Origin of the sequence: Micromonospora sp. WMMD723 (assembly GCF_049863385.1) — a bacterium.
GTDB classification, from domain to species: Bacteria; Actinomycetota; Actinomycetes; order Mycobacteriales; family Micromonosporaceae; genus Micromonospora; species Micromonospora wenchangensis.
In genome coordinates this window covers 6,266,833-6,284,546 of the sequence record NZ_JBMKNR010000001.1, presented here as the reverse complement: position 1 = coordinate 6,284,546, position 17,714 = coordinate 6,266,833, and the positions used below count along the sequence as shown (strand labels likewise).

Sequence of the window (17,714 nt, the reverse complement as noted above, 5' to 3'; positions counted from 1 at the left end):
CACGCACACCGGTGCCGGACGGGTGGATCAGGCGACCGTGCAGGCGGTGCCGTTGAGGGTGAACGCGGTCGGCTTGGCCGCGTTGCCGGTGTGTTCGGCCTGGAAGCCGACGTCGACCGAGGTGTTCGGCGCGATCGTGCCGTTGTAGGAGACGTTGCGGGCGGTGACCGCCCCGCTGGTCGGCGTGTAGGTGGCGTTCCAGCTGCCGGTGATGGTCTGCCCGCCGGGCAGGGTGAACGCCAGCGCCCACCCGTTGACCGCCGTGCTGCTGGTGTTGGTGATGCTGATCGAGGCGGTCAGGCCGGAGTTCCAGGCGTTGACCGTGTACGCGACCCGGCAGCCCGCCGACGGCGGCGGGGTGGTGGGCGGGGGTGTGGTGGGCGGCGGCGTGGTCGGCGGTGGGGTGGTGGGCGGCGGCGTGGTGGGCGGGGCGGTGGTCGGCGGGGTGGTCGGCGTGTTGCCGCCGAGGCTGCCGGGCACCGCCCGCAGGGCGTTGTACCAGGTGGTGGCCATCTTGCGGTAGCCGGTGGCGTTGGGGTGGATGCCGTCGGCCAGGTCGCCCGTGCCCACCGCGCTGAACATGTCCACCAGGTGCACCCGCTTGCCGGCGTTGACCTTGCTCTGCACGATCCCGGGGATCGCCGCGTTGAACGTGCGGACCGCCGACTCGGTGCCGTTGCGCGGGATGATCGTGGCGACGAAGACGTCCGCGTTCGGTGCGGTGTTGGTGATCTTGTCGATCAGGGTGGAGAGCCGGGTCGGCGCGCCGGAGGCGTTGTACATGTCGTTGGTGCCGATGTGCAGCAGCACCGTGCGCGGGGTGGTGTTGCGCAGCCAGTTCACCACGTTGGCGTCGATCTGGGCGATGGTCCAGCCGGAGTGGCCCTCGTGGTCGTGGTCGCCGAGGTTGGACGGACCGTTGAACATCGAGCCGACGAAGTCGACCCGGTAGCCGTCGGCGACCATCCGCTGCCACAGCTCGATGCGGTAGCCACCGGGGACGTTGAAGCCGTCGGTGATCGAGTCGCCGAGGGGCATCACCCGGACCCCGCCGTTGGACTCGGCGTTGGCGGGTGCGGTCACCACCGACCCGGTGGCGACGGCGGCCACCAGGGCGGCGGTGGCCAGGCCCAGCAGGCGCAGGCCGCGCCGCATGGTGGGCAGCCGTCGGCCGGCGGGTGCGGTACGGGCGGGGTGGGGGTGGTCGGACGGGGGTGGCCCGGCGTTCGGGCAGCTCGTGCCGCTCATGGAAACTCCCTGGGGTGGCGTGCGGAGCGCGGTGCGGACGTGCAGCACGGCGACCGTTGCGGGATGTCGCCGTCTCGTCCGGCTCGTGGACAAGGGGGTGTGCCGGCACGGGCCCGGACGTCGCCCGCGCGCACGGACCGACCGCCGGGTGCCCGGCGGATTGCCCTGGAGTTGACGGGCGGAGGTGCGCCACGCGCGTCGACCGGGAACCCGGACCGCGTCACCGGCGGTGGACGCCGTGTGTGCCGGTGGCCACCGACCCCGCAGGTGGAGGAACCCGGCGGATGGACGAACCGGTGACCACGGCCGGAGCGTGCCCTGCGCTCCCGCCGCGATGCACCATATCGTGTTATCGCTAACATCGGCAACAGATCGGTGCGCGACGATGCCCGGGTGAACTACCGGCCGGTTTCCCGACGACGCCGGATGGCGTGGACCGCCCTGACGCCGGGCGGCGTCCCGTCCGCCGGTCGGGCCGGTTTCCCCACCCGCGCGGCGTCGGTCACCGCCCGACGGTCACCGCGTCGGGTGGCCGGTGGCCGGGCGCAGCAGCGGGTCGAGCCAGCGCAGTTGCCGCTCGACCTGCCACGCCTCGCCGCCCTCGTGGCCGTTGAACGGGTAGGTGTGCAGCTCCCGGGGTGGTGTCCCCTCCCGGTCGTTGGCCGCGCCGTACTGGTTGTAGGCGGCGAAGCCGGTGCTCGGCGGGCAGACGTTGTCGCGCAGACCGATGCCGAAGTGCGCGGGCGCGGTGGCCCGCCGGGCGAAGGTCACCCCGTCGACATAGGACAGCGTGTGCCGGACGGCCTCCTCGACCTGCCGGTGCACCGACAGGTACCTGGCGATCTCGCCGTACGGGGCGGCGTCGGTCAGCTCGATCCCGCGTTGGACGTCACAGAGGAACGGCGCGGTGCTCAGCAGCGCCGCGAGGTCGTCGCGCAGGCCGGCGACGGCCAGGGCGAGCCCGCCGCCCTGGCTGTTGCCGACGGCGGCCACCCGGGTCGGGTCCACCCCGGGCAGCGCGCGGACCGCGTCGACCGCGCGGACCGCGTCGGTGATCAGCCTGCGGTAGTGGTAGTCGTGCGGGGCGAGGATGCCCCAGGTGGCGGGCCACGGGCCGCCGGGCGCGCCGTGCGGGTCGGGGGTGTCGCCCGCGCCGTGCAGCCCGGCCTGGCCCCGGTTGTCCATCAGCAGGTGCGCGTACCCGGCCACCGGCCAGGTCAGCCGCTCGTGCGGCAGGCCCCGGCCGCGCCCGTAGCCGGCGTACTCGACCACGGCGGGCAGTGCCGTCCCGACCCCGGCCGGGCGGGTGTACCAGGCCCGCACCGGGTCACCGGCGAACCCGGCGAAGGTGACGTCCCAGGTGTCGACCAGCCGCAGGTCGGTCCGGTGTGGGCGGACGTCGACCAGCACCGGGCGCTCACGCGCCGTGACGAGGGTGTCCCGCCAGAACTGGTCGAAGTCGGCCGGTTCGACGACGGTCGGCGTGTACCGCCGCAGGTCCTCACTGGATGCCATGGTTTCCTCGGGTGCTCAGGGACGGGTGGTGGCGGGTGGGGCGGTGCTCTCCCGGACGACCAGCTCGGTCACCAGGTCGATCCGGCTGGTCGCCACCGTCGCGCCCCGGGCCAGCTCCAGCAGCATCTGGGTGGCGGTGCCGGCCATGTCCCGCAGGGGCTGGTGCACGGTGGTCAGCGGCGGGTCGGTCCAGCCGGCGACCGGCAGGTCGTCGTACCCGATCACCGAGAGGTCGTCGGGGACCCGCAGGCCGAGCCGGCGGGCGGCCCGGAGCACGCCGATGGCCTGCAGGTCCGAGCCGGCGAAGATCGCGGTCGGCCGGTCGGGCCCGGCGAGCAGTTCCAGGCCGTGGTCGTGCCCGCCGTCGACGTAGAAGCTGCCGTAGCGCACCAGGTCGGCGTCCAGGGGCAGGCCGATCTCGTCGTGGGCGGAGCGGAAGCCGGCGGCGCGGGCCTGGCTGCACAGCACGTCGCGGGGCCCGGAGATGACGGCGATCCGGCGGTGCCCCAGCTCCAGCAGGTGCCGGGTGGCCAGCAGGCCGCCGTTCCAGTTGTTGGAGCCGACCGTCGGCACGGACGCGGAGGTGGCGCTGTCGGTGTCGACGACCACGAACGGGATGCGGTGTTCGGCCAGCATGAGCTGCTGCGGCGGGGTCGGGTGGCAGAGCACGAAGAGCAGGCCCAGGGGACGCCTGGCGACCAGGGCGTCGAGCCGACGGGGCGCGGGCCGGTGGTCCCCGTCGAGCTGGGAGATGGCGATGCCCAGCCCGGCGGCGGAGGCCACCGCCTCGACCCCGCTCATGATCTCCATCGCCCAGCCGGAGTTGAACTCGTGGAAGACCAGGTCGATCTGGTCGATCCCGGGCGACTGCCGGCGGATGCGGCGACGGTACCGGTGGCGCTCCAGGCTCTCCTCGACCCGCGCCCGGGTCTCGGCGGCGACGTCCGCCCGCCCGTTGAGCACCTTCGAGACGGTCGCCACCGAAACGCCGACCTCCTCGGCGATGGTGGCGATCGTGGCCGAGGCCTGTGGGATGAGCGGGCGGGACGCGGTCATCGAAGCCTCACCAGGCACGTCCGAAAGTTTCGGAGAACTCTAGCACGTTCGGTTCGAAAGCGGGATTCGACAGTGCGGGCAGATTTTGACGGGGGTGAATGTACCTTCCGGGAAATACGCGGCCACATATCCCAATTGAGGCCCTTGACATGCGCCGGCAATGCCTCCTAAGTTGCCCGAAAAAGGTAACGCGCTGTTTACGAAATTTTCGATCCCCCCGCCGCCGCGTCGTGCCTGTCCGGCGGGCGCGGGTGGGGGAGCGTCGAAGGTGAGAGGTGTGGCATGAGAAGTCAGGTGCCCGTCGACGACGGCCCGGCACCCCGCGGAACCCAACCGTGGCGGGACCCCCGACGCTCACCCGCGCAACGGGCCGACGCACTGGTGCCGCTCATGTCGCTGGAGGAGAAGATCGCCCAACTCGTCGGCGTCTGGGTCGGCGCGGAAGCCTCCGGCGAGGGGGTCGCCCCGCACCAGGCCGACATGATCGACGGTGCGCCACCGTGGAGCACCATCATCCGGCACGGGCTCGGCCAGCTGACCCGCCCGTTCGGCACCGCACCCGTCGACCCCGTGGTCGGGGCCCGCTCGCTGGCCGCCTCCCAGGCGCAGATCGCCGCCGCGAGCCGGTTCGGCATCCCCGCCCAGGTGCACGAGGAGTGCCTCACCGGCTTCGCCGCCTGGCGGGCCACGGTCTACCCGACCCCGCTGGGCTGGGGCGCCTCCTTCGACCCGGAGCTGGTCGAGGAGATGGCCGGCCGGATCGGCCGCTCGATGCGGGCCGCCGGGGTCCACCAGGGACTCGCCCCGGTGCTCGACGTCACCCGTGACTACCGCTGGGGGCGTACCGAGGAGACCATCGGGGAGGACCCGTACCTGGTCGGGACCACCGGGGCGGCGTACGTGCGGGGCCTGGAACGCGCCGGCATCGTCGCCACCCTCAAACACTTCGCCGGCTACTCCGCCTCCCGGGGCGGGCGCAACCTCGCCCCGGTCTCGATGGGTCCCCGGGAACTGGCCGACGTCATCCTGCCGCCGTTCGAGATGGCCCTGCGCCTCGGCGGGGCCCGCTCCGTGATGAACTCGTACGCCGAGATCGACGGCCTGCCCGCCGCGGCCGACGAGGGGCTGCTGACCGGGCTGCTGCGCGACGAGTGGGGCTTCACCGGCACCGTCGTCGCCGACTACTTCGCGGTGCGCTTCCTGCAGACCCTGCACGGGGTGGCCGCCGACGCCGCCGACGCCGCCCGGCTCGCTCTGCGCGCCGGCATCGACGTGGAACTGCCCACCGTGGACGCGTTCGGCGAACCGCTGGTGGCGGCCGTGCGGGCCGGCGCGGTCGACGAGGCGCTGATCGACCGGGCGCTGCGCCGGGTGCTGATCCAGAAGATCGAACTCGGGCTGCTCGACGAGGACTGGCAGGAACTGCCCGAGGACGCGGCGAACCTGCGGCTCGACGACGAGACCAGCCGGGACGTCGCCCTGCGGCTGGCCCGCGAGTCGGTGGTGCTGCTGCGCAACGACGGCGTGCTGCCGCTGGCCCCCGGCCGGCGGGTCGCCCTGGTCGGCCCCGTCGCCGACGACCCGATGGCCCTGCTCGGTTGCTACTCCTTCCCCAACCACGTCGGGGTCCGCCACCCCGAGCACGGGCTGGGTCTGGAGATCCCGTCGCTGCGCGACGAACTCACCAGGCTGGTTCCCGGCCTCGTGCACGAGCCGGGCTGCGCGATCACCGGCGACGACACCTCGGGCATCGCGGCGGCGGTCACCGCCGCGGCGCAGGCCGACGTCTGCGTGCTCGCCGTCGGTGACCGCGCCGGCATGTTCGGCCGGGGCACCTCCGGCGAGGGCTGCGACGCGCCCGACCTGCGACTGCCCGGCGTCCAGGCCGACCTGGTCCGGGCCGTGCTCGACACCGGTACCCCGGTGGTGCTGGTGCTGATGACCGGCCGGCCCTACGCCCTCGGCCCCGACCACGAGCGCGCCGCGGCCGTCGTCCAGGCGTTCTTCCTCGGCCAGCGCGGCGGGCAGGCGCTCGCCGAGGTGCTCACCGGCGCGGTGAACCCGTCCGGCCGGCTGCCGGTCAGCGTTCCGCGCGACGCCGGGGGCCTGCCCGGCACCTACCTGACCCCGCCGCTGGGCCGCCGCTCCGAGGTGTCCTCGATCGACCCCACCCCGGCGTACCCGTTCGGCCACGGGCTGGGCTACACCACCTTCGCGTGGACCGACCCGGTGGTGCCGGGCGCCGGGGGGACCGGCGGGCCGCCGGCCTGGCCGGTCGACGGGGAGACGACGGTACGGATCACCGTGCGCAACACCGGCGACCGACCCGGCACCGAGGTGGTCCAGCTCTACCTGCACGACCCGGTCGCCCAGACCACCCGTCCCGTGGTCCGGCTGATCGGCTACGCCCGGGTGCCGCTCGACCCCGGCACGGCGGCGCAGGTCAGCTTCACCGTGCCCGCCGACGTCGCCTCGTTCACCGGGCGCGACGGTCGGCGCATCGTCGAACCCGGCGACGTCGAACTGCGCTTCGGCCGCTCCAGCGGCGACACCGCGGCGACCCTGCCGCTGCGCCTGACCGGTGCGCAACGGCAGGTCGGCGCGCGACGACACCTGCTCACGGCGGTACGCGTCGAGTCCGCCGGCACCGAGCCGCAGGCCGGATAGGAGGCCGAGGATGACATCCCAGACGCTACGGCCGCCGCCACCGGCCGCGGCGACGCCCGCCCCGGTCCGGCGTCGCCGCAACCCCTGGCGGCGGGCCCTGCGCCGGGACTGGCAGCTCTACTCGCTGGCCATCCTGCCGCTGCTGTTCTTCCTGGTCTTCCGGTACCTGCCGATGATCGGCAACGTGATCGCGTTCCGCCGGTTCAGCCCCGGCGGCAGCGTGTTCGGCGAGTACTGGGTGGGCCTGCGGTACTTCCGGCTGTTCCTGGCCGACCCGACCTTCTGGCAGGTGTTCACCAACACCCTGGTGCTGGGCACGCTGACCCTGCTGTTCTGCTTCCCGCTGCCGATCGTGCTGGCGCTGCTGCTCAACGAGGTCCGGGCCCGCAGGCTCAAGCGGTTCGTCCAGTCGGTGTCCTACCTGCCGCACTTCCTGTCCATCGTGATCGTGGCGGCGATGGTGATGCAGCTGCTGTCGATGGACGGCTCGGTCAACCAGCTGGTCCGGGCGCTCGGCGGGGACGGCGTGCCGTTCCTGCAGCAACCGGGATGGTTCCGCGCCGTCTACGTCTCCTCGGAGGTCTGGCAGACCGTCGGCTGGGGGACGATCCTCTATCTGGCGGCGCTCACCACCATCGACGAGAACCTGTACGAGGCGGCCCGCATCGACGGGGCCAACCGCTGGCGGCAGACCTGGCACGTCACGCTGCCCGGGATCCGGCCGACGATGGTGACGCTGCTGATCCTCAACATCGGCACCTTCATGGCCGTCGGGTTCGAGAAGATCCTGCTGCTGTACAACCCGCTGACCTACCCGACCGCCGACGTGATCTCCACGTACCTGTTCCGGCTGGGCTTCGAGTCCAGCAACTTCAGCTACGCCGCCGCGATCGGCCTGTTCGAGGCGGTGATCGGGTTGATCCTGGTGCTGAGCGCCAACACCATCTCCCGCCGTACGGTGGGGACGAGCCTGTGGTGACCGTGGCATCCGGCACGGCCGGCCCGAAGACCCCGGCGGCCCGCCCCGTGTCCCGCCGCCGCCGGGGCATCCGCCCGACCCGCGGCTACCGGGTCTTCCAGGCGGTCAACGCCGTGGTGCTGACCCTCGTGGTGGTCGTGACGCTCTACCCGTTCGTCAACATCGTGGCCCGGTCGCTCAGCGACGAGGCGCCGATCATCGCCGGCAAGGTCAACCTCGTCCCGCAGGGCTTCAACCTCACCGCCTACCGGCTGGTGATGTCCGACCCGATGTTCTGGACGAACTACCGCAACACCGTGGTCTACACCGTCGTCGCCACCGCGATCTCGATCGTGCTGACCACCTGCTACGCGTACGTGTTGTCCAAGCACCAGCTCAAGGGGCGGGGGGTGCTCGTCGGGATCGCCGTGTTCACCATGTTCTTCTCCGGCGGGCTGATCCCCAACTACGTGCTCATCACCAGCCTGGGCATGAAGAACAGCATCTGGGCGGTGGTCCTGCCCAACGCGATCAACGTGTTCAACCTGCTGGTGATGAAGGCGTTCTTCGAGAGCCTGCCGGTGGAGTTGGAGGAGGCCGCCGCCGTCGACGGGCTGAGCACGTACGGCACGCTGCTGCGGATCGTGCTGCCGCTGTCCAAGGCGATCATCGCCACGATGGTGCTGTTCTACGCGGTGTCCTTCTGGAACTCCTGGTTCACCGCGTTCCTCTACCTGGATCAGCAGGACCTGCTCCCGGTCACGGTCTACCTGCGCAACCTCATCGCCGGGGCGACCGGGGCGCAGTCCGCCGGCGGCGTCGCCGAGTCCGACGCGGTGCAGGCGGCGGCCACCATCCAGGCCGTGACCATCGTGCTCACCACCCTGCCGATCCTCGCGGTCTACCCCTTCATCCAGCGGTTCTTCGTGTCCGGCGTGATGCTCGGCGCGGTCAAGGGGTAGCCCGGCCGACCGCTGCACCCACTGCACCCCACACCCCACCTGATCGAAAGGACGAGCCATGTTCCACAGGACGTGGCGCCGCGTGGCGATAGCCACTGCCGGGCTGCTCACCCTCACCCTCGTCGGGGCCTGCTCCGACGACGCCCCGGACGCCAAGGACCTCGACGGCAACCGGGCCGGCGCGATGGCCGACTACGGGGTCGACAAGCAGTTCAAGGCCACCGAGCCGCTCTCCTTCCCCATCCTCTACAACAACCACCCCAACTACCCGCTCAAGGACGACTGGCTGTTCTGGTCGGAGCTGACCAAGCGGACCAACGTCAAGCTCGCCCCGGTGGCCGTGCCGCTGAGCGACTACGAGCAGAAGCGCAGCCTGCTCATCGGCGCGGGCGACGCCCCGCTGATCATCCCGAAGACCTACCACCCGTCGGAGAACGCCTTCGTCTCCTCGGGCGCGATCCTGCCGGTGAGCGACTACCTGGACCTGATGCCCAACCTCAAGGACAAGATCGCCAAGTGGAACCTCCAACCGGAGTTCGACACGCTGCGACAGTCCGACGGCAAGTTCTACCTGCTCCCCGGCCTGCACGAGAAGCCGTGGGCGGAGTACTCGATCGCGGTGCGCACCGACATCCTCCAGCAGCTCAACCTCCCGATCCCCAAGACCTGGGACGAGCTGTACACCGTGCTCAAGGCGATGAAGGCGCGCTACCCCGACTCGTACCCGTACTCGGACCGGTGGAGCAAGCCGAACCCGGGCGGGGAACTGCTGAGCATCGTCGGCGCCGCGCACGGCCTGCGGACCGGGTGGAGCTGGAACCCCGCCACCTGGGACCCGGCGGCGAAGAAGTTCGTCTACACCGGTGCCACCGAGCAGTACAAGCAGGTCATCGTCTACCTCAACAAGCTGGTGGCGGAGAAGCTGCTCGACCCGGAGAGCTTCACCCAGACCGATGAGCAGGCCCGGCAGAAGCTCGCCAACGGCAAGTCCTTCGTCATCGGCAGCAACGCCCAGACCCTGGTCAACGACTACCGCCCCGACCTGGCCAAGACCCTGCCGAACGCCAAGCTGACGAAGATCCCGCTGCTGGTCGGCCCGGCCGGCGAGATCAACCCGGCCAGCCGGCTGGAGAACGGCGTCATGATCTCCAAGAAGGCCCGGGACAGCAAGAACTTCGTGGCGATGATGCAGTTCATCGACTGGCTGTACTACTCCGACGCCGGCCAGGAGTTCGCCAAGTGGGGCGTCGAGGGCACCACCTTCACCAAGGACGCCGCCGGCAAGTACACCCTCAACCCCGACGTCGACATGATCGGGCTCAACCCCAAGGGCAGCAAGCACCTGCAGAAGGACTTCGGCTTCGGCAACGGGGTGTTCTCCTACGGCGGCAAGCTCGACCTGGTGCAGTCGTTCTTCTCCCCGGAGGAGATGGAGTTCCAGAAGGTGATGAACGCCCGCACGCCGCTGCCGGTGGACCCGCCGGCCCCGCTCACCGACTCCGAGCGGGAGCAGGCGTCGCTGTGGGAGACCCCGCTGAAGGACCACGTCATCCAGAACACGCTGAAGTTCATCCTCGGCCAGCGGCCCCTCACCGAGTGGGACGCCTACCTCGGCGAGCTGAAGGCCAAGAACGCCGACCAGTACATCGGTCTGGTCAACAAGGCGCACGAGCGGTTCGAGAAGGACAACGGCTGACCGACCAGGCCCGGCCGGAACCCGAGACGGGTTCCGGCCGGGCCGGGCACCGGACCGGCGAGCACCGGAGGACACCACGATGCGGATCACCGTTCCCGCCCGACCCGTGGGGCGGCTCACCGACGCCTGGCGGCGGTGTGTCGGCACGGGACGCTTCGAGTTGGCCCTGCGCCGCGACTACCAGGACTCGCTGGCCCTCATCCAGCAGGACATCGGGTTCCGGCACATCCGGGGGCACGGCCTGCTCAGTGACGGCGTGGGCGTCCACCGCCCCTACCACAACGGCGGCGAACGCCGGGTGCACCACTCCTTCACGTACGTCGACCAGGTCGTCGACGCCTACCTCGCCCTCGGCATCCGGCCGTTCGTGGAGCTGGGCTTCATGCCCGAGGGGCTGGCCTCCGGTGAGCAGACGGTGTTCTGGTGGCAGGGCAACGTCACCCCGCCCCGCTGCTTCAGGGAGTGGGGCGACCTGGTCCGCGCCACGGTGGCCCACCTGGTCGACCGGTACGGCCTCGACGAGGTGCGCGGCTGGCCGATCGAGGTGTGGAACGAGCCGAACCTGCCCGACTTCTGGCAGGACGCCGACCGGAACGCCTACCACCGCCTCTACGAGGTGACCGCGCACGCGGTCAAGGAGGTCGACGCCGGGTTGCAGGTCGGCGGACCGGCCATCTCGCCCGGCGCGGACGACTGGTGGGAGCCCTTCGCCGACTTCGTCACCACGCACGACGTGCCTGTCGACTTCGTCAGCCGGCACGCCTACACCTCCGGTCCCGCCCAGCACGTGCCGTTCGGCACCCACCAGACCCTGGCCCCGGCGTCGTCGCTGCTGGAACAGTTCGCCGCCCCGCGCCGGCACCTGTACGGCACCGCGCTGGCCGACCTGCCGGTGCACATCACGGAGTTCAACTCCTCCTACCGGCCGGACAACCCGATCCACGACACGGCCTTCCACGCGGCCTACCTCGCCCCGGTGCTGGCGGCCGGCGGCGACCTGGTCGACTCCTTCTCGTACTGGACGTTCAGCGACGTGTTCGAGGAGGTGGGGGTGCCGACCGCGCTGTTCCACGGCGGGTTCGGCCTGCTCACCCACCGCCAGATCAAGAAACCCACCTACCACCTGTACGCGTTCCTGGCCCGGCTCGGCGGCGACGTGCTCGCGCGGGGCGTCGACCACCTGGTCACCCGGCACCCCGACGGCCGGGTCGCCATCCTGGCCTGGGCCCCGGTGGACGTCACCGGCCTGCACCCGGTGCCCGACCGGCACCGGCTGGCCCTGTCGGTGCCGGTGGCCCCCGCCCCGACGACGGGCGGGGAGGTCACCTCGGCCTTCCTGCTCCGCTCCTCGGTCAACGAGGACGTCGGCAACGCCTGGACGGCCTGGAGCGAGATGGGCCGCCCCCGGTCTCCCCGCCCGGGGCAGCTCGACGCCCTGCGGGAGGCCGCGGAACCGGCCCGCTCGCACCGCGCCCTGCCGATCACCGCCGGCCGGGTCGACCTCGACCTCGACCTGGCCCGGCACGAGGTCACCCTCGTCGAGTTGGCCGCGGTCCGCGACGAGACCCCGCCGTGGTGGGACGAGGCGCGGCTGCTCGGCGGCCCCCCGGCGGCCGACCGGCAGGAGCGGTCGTGAGCGCGCAGACCTGGCGGGAGGTAGGCGACGGCCCGTTGTCGCGGGCCGCCGCCGCGGTGTACACCGTGCTCGTCGTCGGTTTCCTGCTGCTCCTCACCACCCTCCCCGGGCTGGTCCCGGTGCTGCTGCTGGGCCGTGACGCCAGTAACCTGCCGCTGGTGGCGCTCTGCCTGGTCCCGGTCGGTCCGGCCGTCTCCGCCGCCCTGTACGCCCTGCACCACCAACGCCCCGACCTGACCGACCTGCGGCCCGCCGCCCGGTTCCGGCAGGGTTACCGGGCCAACGTCGCGCAGGTGCTGCGGATCTGGGTGCCGCTGCTGCTCTGGCTGACCGTCATCGCGGTCAACCTCGCCCACCTGCCCGTCGCGGGCGTGCCCACCGGTTGGGCGGTGCCGCTGCTCGCGATCGGGGGCGCGCTCACCCTGGCCGGCGGCAACGCGCTGGTGATCGCCTCGCTGTTCACCTTCCGCACCCGCGACGTGCTCCGGCTGGCGCTGTACTTCCTGGTCCGTACGCCCACCGTCACCGTCGGCACCGCCCTGCTGCTGGCCGCCGCCGGGGCGCTCACCGTGCTCGTCTCCGAGGCGCTGCCGGTGCTGCTGGCCGGGCCGTTCGTCCTGGCGTACCTGCGGGTCGCCACCCCGATGACCGACCTCGTGCGGAAGGACTTCACCCGATGACCAGCCCCGCCACCGCCCCGGCCGCCGGCACCGCCCCGGCCACCGCCACCGGAGCGGGGGAACCGTCGCCGCACCCGGCGTGGCTGCCGCCGGAGGCGTTCCGGGCGATCGGTGCCCGTCGGGTGCTGGTGCACGGCGACGGTCCGCTCGTCGACACGGTCCACGACGAGGTGGCCCGCGCCTGCGCGCGGCACGGCGGACGGGTGCAGCGGACCGTCGCCGGGCCGGTCGACCTGGTGCTCGCCCTGCGTGAGTCGGGACCGCTGCCCGAGGTGGTGCCGCCCGCCGCGACGGCGGCCCCGGGCCCCGACGGCGGATCGCCGGGCGACGAGGGCTTCCTGCTGGCCCGCTGCGACGGCGTCACGGTCGTGCTGGCCGACGCCCCGGTCGGACTGCTGTACGGGCTGTTCCACCTGGTCCGCCTCGGCGAGGCCGCCTTCACCGGGGAACAGCCGGCGCGGGTGCATCTGCCGGTGCTGCGCCGCCGGATGCTCGACCACTGGGACAACGTGGCGGTGCACCCGGTGATGGGGCAGGTGGAGCGGGGCTACGCCGGGGGGTCGATCTTCTGGCGGGACGGCCGGCCGCGCGGCGACCGGGAACGGCTGCGGGCGTACGGGCGGCTGCTCGCCTCGATGGGGATCAACGCGATCTCGGTGAACAACGTCAACGTCGGCCCCACCGAGGCGCTGCTGCTCACCGACCGGCTCGACGACGTGGCCGAGATCGCCGACCTGCTGCGTCCGTACGGCGTCCGGGTGCACCTGTCGGTGACCTTCGCCGCCCCCGTCGTCCTCGGCGGCCTGTCCACCGCCGACCCGCTCGACGACGGGGTGCGCGACTGGTGGGAGAGCACCACCCGCCGGGTCTACGCGCGCATCCCCGACTTCGGCGGGTACGTGGTGAAGGCCGACTCGGAGGGGCAGCCCGGCCCGTTCAGCTACGGTCGCGACCACGCCGACGGGGCGAACGTGCTGGCCGGCGCGCTCGCCCCGCACGGGGGAGTGGTGCACTGGCGGGCGTTCGTCTACGACCACCGGCAGGACTGGCGGGACCGGACGACCGACCGGGCCCGTGCCGCGTACGACCACTTCGCCCCGCTGGACGGGCGGTTCGCCGACAACGTCGTGCTCCAGGTGAAGTTCGGCCCGGTCGACTTCCAGCCCCGCGAGCCGGTCTCGCCGGTGATCGCCGCCATGCCGGCCACCCGGCTGGCGGTCGAGTTGCAGGTGACCCAGGAGTACACCGGCCAGCAGTGGCACGCCTGCTACCTCGCCCCGTGGTGGCACGAGGTGCTGGCGTTCCGGCCGTGGGGGCCGGCGGAGCGCAGCGTCGCCGACGTGCTGGCCGACGTGCCCGGCCCGGGGCCGCGCCGGGGCGGCGACCTGGTGGCCGTGGCCAACGTGGGCGACGACCCGTTCTGGTGCGGGCATCCACTGGCCCAGGCCAACCTGTACGCCTTCGGCCGGCTGGCCTGGGACCCACGGCTCGACCCGGCGGCGCTCCTCGACGAGTGGATCGACCTGACCTTCCCGGCCTCGACGGTCGGCGACCCGGCGCTGGTCCGCGAGACGCTGCACGCCGTGCTGGACGACTCGTGGCGCACCTACGAGCGGTACACCGCCCCGCTGGGCGTCGGCTTCATGGTCAACCCGGCGGGCCACTACGGGCCGGGGGTCGACGGCTACGAGTACAGCCGGTGGGGCACCTACCACTTCGCCGACCGCGACGGCGTCGGGGTGGACCGGACCTGTGCGACCGGCACCGGGTTCGCCGGCCAGTACCCGCCGCCCTGGTCGCAGGTGTACGAGTCGCTGGAGCAGTGCCCGGACGAGCTGCTGCTCTTCTTCCACCACGTGCCGTACTCCCACGTGCTGCACAGCGGCAGCACGGTCATCCAGCACATCTACGACACCCACTTCGCGGGGGTGGAGGAGGTGGTGGCGATGCGGGACCGGTGGTCCCGGCTCGCCGGGATGATCGATCCGGCGGTGCACGAGCGGGTCACCGAGCGTCTCGCCGAGCAGCTGCGCTGCGCGACCGAGTGGCGGGACCAGGTCAACACGTACTTCTTCCGCAAGTCCGGGGTGCCCGACGCCCGGGGCCGCCGCATCCACTGACCCCGCGCCCGACCCGCCCCGGGGTGGCGTCGACGTCGGCCGGCGGAACCTGGCACGATCACGGGATGACCGGCCGATCCGCCCCCGACCAGCAGCTACGTGACCTGGCCCGGCTGCGCCGGGTGCGGGACCGCATCGACCGGGAGTACGCCCGGCCGCTGGACGTCGAGGCGCTCGCCCGGGGCGTGCACATGTCGGCGGGGCACCTGAGCCGGCAGTTCCGCCGTGCCTACGGCGAGTCACCGTACTCCTATCTGATGACCAGGCGTATCGAGCGGGCGATGGCGCTGCTGCGCCGGGGCGACCTCAGCGTCACCGAGGTCTGCTTCGCGGTCGGCTGCTCGTCGCTGGGCACCTTCAGCACCCGCTTCGCCGAGCTGGTCGGTATGCCGCCGAGCAGCTACCGGGCGCTGGCGGCGCAGGGGTCGGCCCAGTTGCCGCCGTGCCTGACCAGACAGGTGACCCGACCGGTCAGGAATCGAGAAGCACCCGCCCCGGTCATCACCTAGCGTGAGCGGCATGGATCTCACCATCGACACCTGCGTGCTGCCGCACGACGACCCGGACGCCTCGCTGGCCTTCTACCGCGACATCCTCGGCTTCGAGGTCCGCAACGACGTCGGTGGGGGGAAGATGCGCTGGATCACCGTCGGGCCGCCCGGCCAGCCCGGCACGTCGATCCTGCTGGCCCCGCCGGCGGTCGACCCGGGGGTCACCGACGAGGAACGCCGGACCATCGCCGAGATGATGGCCAAGGGCACCTACGGCTGGCTCATGCTGGCCACCCCCGACCTCGACGGCACCTTCGAGAAGGTGCAGGCCGGCGCCGCCGAGGTCGTCCAGGAGCCGATCGACCAGCCGTACGGGGTGCGCGACTGCGCCTTCCGCGACCCGGCCGGCAACCTGATCCGGGTCAAGGAGCTGCGCTGACCCCCGCCCGTCCGGTGGGGGCGGTCGGTCAGCAGTAGGTCCAGTCGCCCCACTGGTCGGTCGGTACGTTGCAGGTGCCGCCCCGGGCCCAGGTCCCGTTCGAGTAGTAGAAGTTGACGGTGACGAATCCGCGCCACCACCAGCCGTAGAGCTGACCGTAGCCGGACGAGTCGAGCGGGATCGAGGGGGAGTAGACCCAGTCGCCTGACTGGTTGTATCCCTCCAGGTAGGCGAACCCGTAGGCCGGGCCGCTGTAGTTGAACGCGATCTGCTGACCGTTGGAGCCGGCCACCGCAGGCGGGGCGGCGGCTGTCACGGCGGCCACCGTGACGGCCGTACCGACCGCGATCCTGCCGATTCTCGTCGGTATCCGCATGTTCCACCTCTTCTGGCCGGGGTGTCGACGTGGTTGGCGGCGGCCGCAGGGGCGCGGGCCGGGTCTCCTGCCGCCGGAGGGAGTGGCGGTGGCCGTCAGAAGCAGGAGGTCCAGTCCGAACCATTCTGCTCGGTCGGTACCCAGCAGGTACGGTCGTCCCGGCTGGTCCCGTCGGCGTAGTAGAAGTGCACGGTGACCCACCCCTTCCACCACCAGTCGTTCAACGCCCCGTAGCCGGTGGCACCGAGGTAGATCGACGGGGAGGTCACGTACTGCCCGTTGTTGTTGGTGCCCTCGAGGGTGGCGCGGCCCCAGGCGGGACCCCAGTCGAAGTAGACCTGTTGCCCGTTCGAGCCGGCCCGGGCCGGCGTCCCGGCGGACAGGCCGCCGGCCACACCCACACCCACCGCCACCGCGACGGTCGTGGCGAGAAGCCGCCCCGCGCCGGTCCGTGCTGTCGTCATGGCACCATCCTCACTCCACCGTGTCCATCCGTGTACGTACGGTAGACCTCGGCGGGTCGGATGCCCAGACGTCCCGGTCGTTCCCGCGGTCACCAGGGGTGGACGGTGCCGTCCTCCAGCCGGTTGACCGGCAGGTACGCCGGGGCGTACGGGTAACGGGCCGCCGCCTGCTCGTCGATGTCCACCCCGAGCCCGGGGGTCTCCGCCGGGTGCAGGTAGCCGTCGGCGTAGTGGTAGCCGTGCGGGAAGACCTCGTCGGTGGCGTCGGTGTGCCGCATGTACTCCTGCAGGCCGAAGTTGGGGATGGCCAGGTCGACGTGGAGGGCGGCGGCCATGCAGACCGGGGAGAGGTCGGTGGCCCCGTGCGAGCCGCTGCGCACGTGGTGCAGCGCGGCCAGGTCGAAGATGCGCCGCAGGTGGGTGATGCCACCGGCGTGCACCACCGTGGTGCGGATGTAGTCGACGAGCTGTTCCCGGATGAGCTGGGCGGCGTCCCAGATGGTGTTGAACACCTCGCCGACGGCGACCGGGGTGGTGGTGTGCTGCCGGATGAGCCGGAACCCCTCCGGCAACTCGGCGGGGACCGGGTCCTCCATCCAGGTCAGTGCGTACGGCTCCAGGCTCTTGCCGAGCCGGGCGGCCTCGATCGGGCTGAGCCGGTGGTGCACGTCGTGCAGCAGCCGTAGGGTGGGGCCGAATTCGTCGCGTACCCGGGCGAAGACCGTCGGGACGTGCGCCAGGTACCGCGCGGTGGACCAGGTGGCCTCGCTGGGCAGGGCCGCGTCGGCCGGCTCGTAGAACAGCTTGTCGGCGCTGACCCCGTAGGTCTTCGGCAGGCCCGGCACGCCGCACTGCACCCGGATCGCCCGGTAGCCGAGGTCCACGTAGCGGGCGACCTCGACCAGCACGTCCTCGACGGTCTCACCGTTGGCGTGCCCGTAGACGGTCACCCCGTCGCGGGACCGGCCGCCGAGCAGCTGGTAGACCGGCAGGCCGGCGACCTTGCCCTTGATGTCCCACAGCGCGGTGTCCACGGCGGCGATCGCGCTCATCGTCACCGGTCCGCGCCGCCAGTAGGCACCCTGGTAGAGGTACTGCCAGGTGTCCTCGATCCGGGCCGGGTCGCGCCCGATCAGCAGCGGCACGACGTGGTCGCGCAGGTAGGACGCGACGGCGAGTTCCCGGCCGTTGAGGGTGGCGTCCCCGACGCCGGTGACCCCCTCGTCGGTGACGATCTTCAGGGTGACGAAGTTGCGGCCCGGACAGGTCACGATGACCCGGGCGTCGACGATCCTCATACGGCCTCCTGCGGGTGGCGACGAAGGCCGTGTGGTCCGTCTCGGGCGGACGAGGGCCGTGGTCCGCCGCGCGGGCACGGCAGGTGGGCGCGACGACGCCGGTGGACC

The 17,714-nt window shown here is 72.0% G+C and carries 15 protein-coding genes; 9 read left to right on the top strand and 6 right to left on the bottom strand.

The features are described from left to right. Positions 1-27: 27 nt before the first annotated feature. From ACN261_RS27375 to ACN261_RS27365, 3 genes are all read right to left on the bottom strand, one after another. Positions 28-1,155, bottom strand: a complete 1,128-nt coding sequence (locus ACN261_RS27375) for a cellulose binding domain-containing protein (protein WP_421486844.1) — start codon at positions 1,153-1,155, stop codon at positions 28-30. Positions 1,156-1,764: 609 nt separating this feature from the next. Then, the gene (locus ACN261_RS27370) at positions 1,765-2,763 is read right to left on the bottom strand and encodes an acetylxylan esterase (RefSeq protein WP_425852876.1); all 999 of its coding nucleotides are present in this window, start codon (positions 2,761-2,763) and stop codon (positions 1,765-1,767) included. Between the two features lie 15 nt (positions 2,764-2,778). Next, positions 2,779-3,819: a LacI family DNA-binding transcriptional regulator gene (locus ACN261_RS27365; protein ID WP_357935537.1), complete on the bottom strand. Its 1,041-nt coding sequence runs from the start codon at positions 3,817-3,819 to the stop codon at positions 2,779-2,781. A 282-nt stretch (positions 3,820-4,101) separates the two neighbouring features. Between ACN261_RS27365 and ACN261_RS27360 the strand changes: the two genes are divergently transcribed. The 9 genes from ACN261_RS27360 (at position 4,102) to ACN261_RS27320 (ending at position 15,468) form a co-directional block, all read left to right on the top strand. Further along, on the top strand, positions 4,102-6,486 hold the full coding sequence (locus ACN261_RS27360; protein WP_421482530.1) for a glycoside hydrolase family 3 N-terminal domain-containing protein: 2,385 nt from the start codon (positions 4,102-4,104) through the stop codon (positions 6,484-6,486). Between the two features lie 10 nt (positions 6,487-6,496). After that, complete coding sequence (locus ACN261_RS27355; protein ID WP_421482529.1) at positions 6,497-7,465, top strand: ABC transporter permease; 969 nt, start codon at positions 6,497-6,499, stop codon at positions 7,463-7,465. Further along, a complete protein-coding gene (locus ACN261_RS27350; RefSeq protein ID WP_425852873.1) occupies positions 7,462-8,406 on the top strand; it encodes a carbohydrate ABC transporter permease in 945 nt (314 codons plus the stop codon). The genes ACN261_RS27355 and ACN261_RS27350 overlap by 4 nt, the downstream gene beginning before the upstream one ends. An 82-nt stretch (positions 8,407-8,488) precedes the next feature. Next, positions 8,489-10,102 carry an extracellular solute-binding protein gene (locus tag ACN261_RS27345; protein ID WP_421482527.1) on the top strand — a complete coding sequence of 538 codons (1,614 nt, stop codon included), beginning with the start codon at positions 8,489-8,491 and terminating at the stop codon, positions 10,100-10,102. A gap of 79 nt (positions 10,103-10,181) precedes the next feature. Next, entirely contained in the window at positions 10,182-11,738 is a 1,557-nt protein-coding gene (locus tag ACN261_RS27340) for a GH39 family glycosyl hydrolase (protein WP_421482526.1), read from the top strand. After that, complete coding sequence (locus ACN261_RS27335) at positions 11,735-12,418, top strand: hypothetical protein (RefSeq protein WP_421482525.1); 684 nt, start codon at positions 11,735-11,737, stop codon at positions 12,416-12,418. The genes ACN261_RS27340 and ACN261_RS27335 overlap by 4 nt, the downstream gene beginning before the upstream one ends. Next, positions 12,415-14,538, top strand: a complete 2,124-nt coding sequence (locus ACN261_RS27330; RefSeq protein ID WP_425852870.1) for an alpha-glucuronidase — start codon at positions 12,415-12,417, stop codon at positions 14,536-14,538. Before ACN261_RS27335 ends, ACN261_RS27330 begins: the two co-directional genes overlap by 4 nt. Positions 14,539-14,603: 65 nt before the next feature. Further along, positions 14,604-15,047, top strand: coding sequence for a helix-turn-helix transcriptional regulator (locus ACN261_RS27325; protein WP_421482523.1), 444 nt, complete (start codon positions 14,604-14,606; stop codon positions 15,045-15,047). A 10-nt stretch (positions 15,048-15,057) separates the two neighbouring features. After that, positions 15,058-15,468 carry a VOC family protein gene (locus ACN261_RS27320; RefSeq protein WP_421482522.1) on the top strand — a complete coding sequence of 137 codons (411 nt, stop codon included), beginning with the start codon at positions 15,058-15,060 and terminating at the stop codon, positions 15,466-15,468. A 28-nt stretch (positions 15,469-15,496) separates the two neighbouring features. Here ACN261_RS27320 and ACN261_RS27315 read toward each other — a convergent pair whose 3' ends face one another. The 3 genes from ACN261_RS27315 to manD all read right to left on the bottom strand — a co-directional run bounded on the left by ACN261_RS27315 (position 15,497) and on the right by manD (position 17,606). Then, on the bottom strand, positions 15,497-15,793 hold the full coding sequence (locus ACN261_RS27315; RefSeq protein WP_421482521.1) for a hypothetical protein: 297 nt from the start codon (positions 15,791-15,793) through the stop codon (positions 15,497-15,499). A 146-nt stretch (positions 15,794-15,939) separates the two neighbouring features. Beyond that, positions 15,940-16,308, bottom strand: coding sequence for a hypothetical protein (locus tag ACN261_RS27310; RefSeq protein ID WP_421482520.1), 369 nt, complete (start codon positions 16,306-16,308; stop codon positions 15,940-15,942). A gap of 89 nt (positions 16,309-16,397) precedes the next feature. Next, the gene (gene manD, locus ACN261_RS27305) at positions 16,398-17,606 is read right to left on the bottom strand and encodes a D-mannonate dehydratase ManD (protein ID WP_421482519.1); all 1,209 of its coding nucleotides are present in this window, start codon (positions 17,604-17,606) and stop codon (positions 16,398-16,400) included. Between the last annotated feature and the right edge of the window lie 108 nt (positions 17,607-17,714).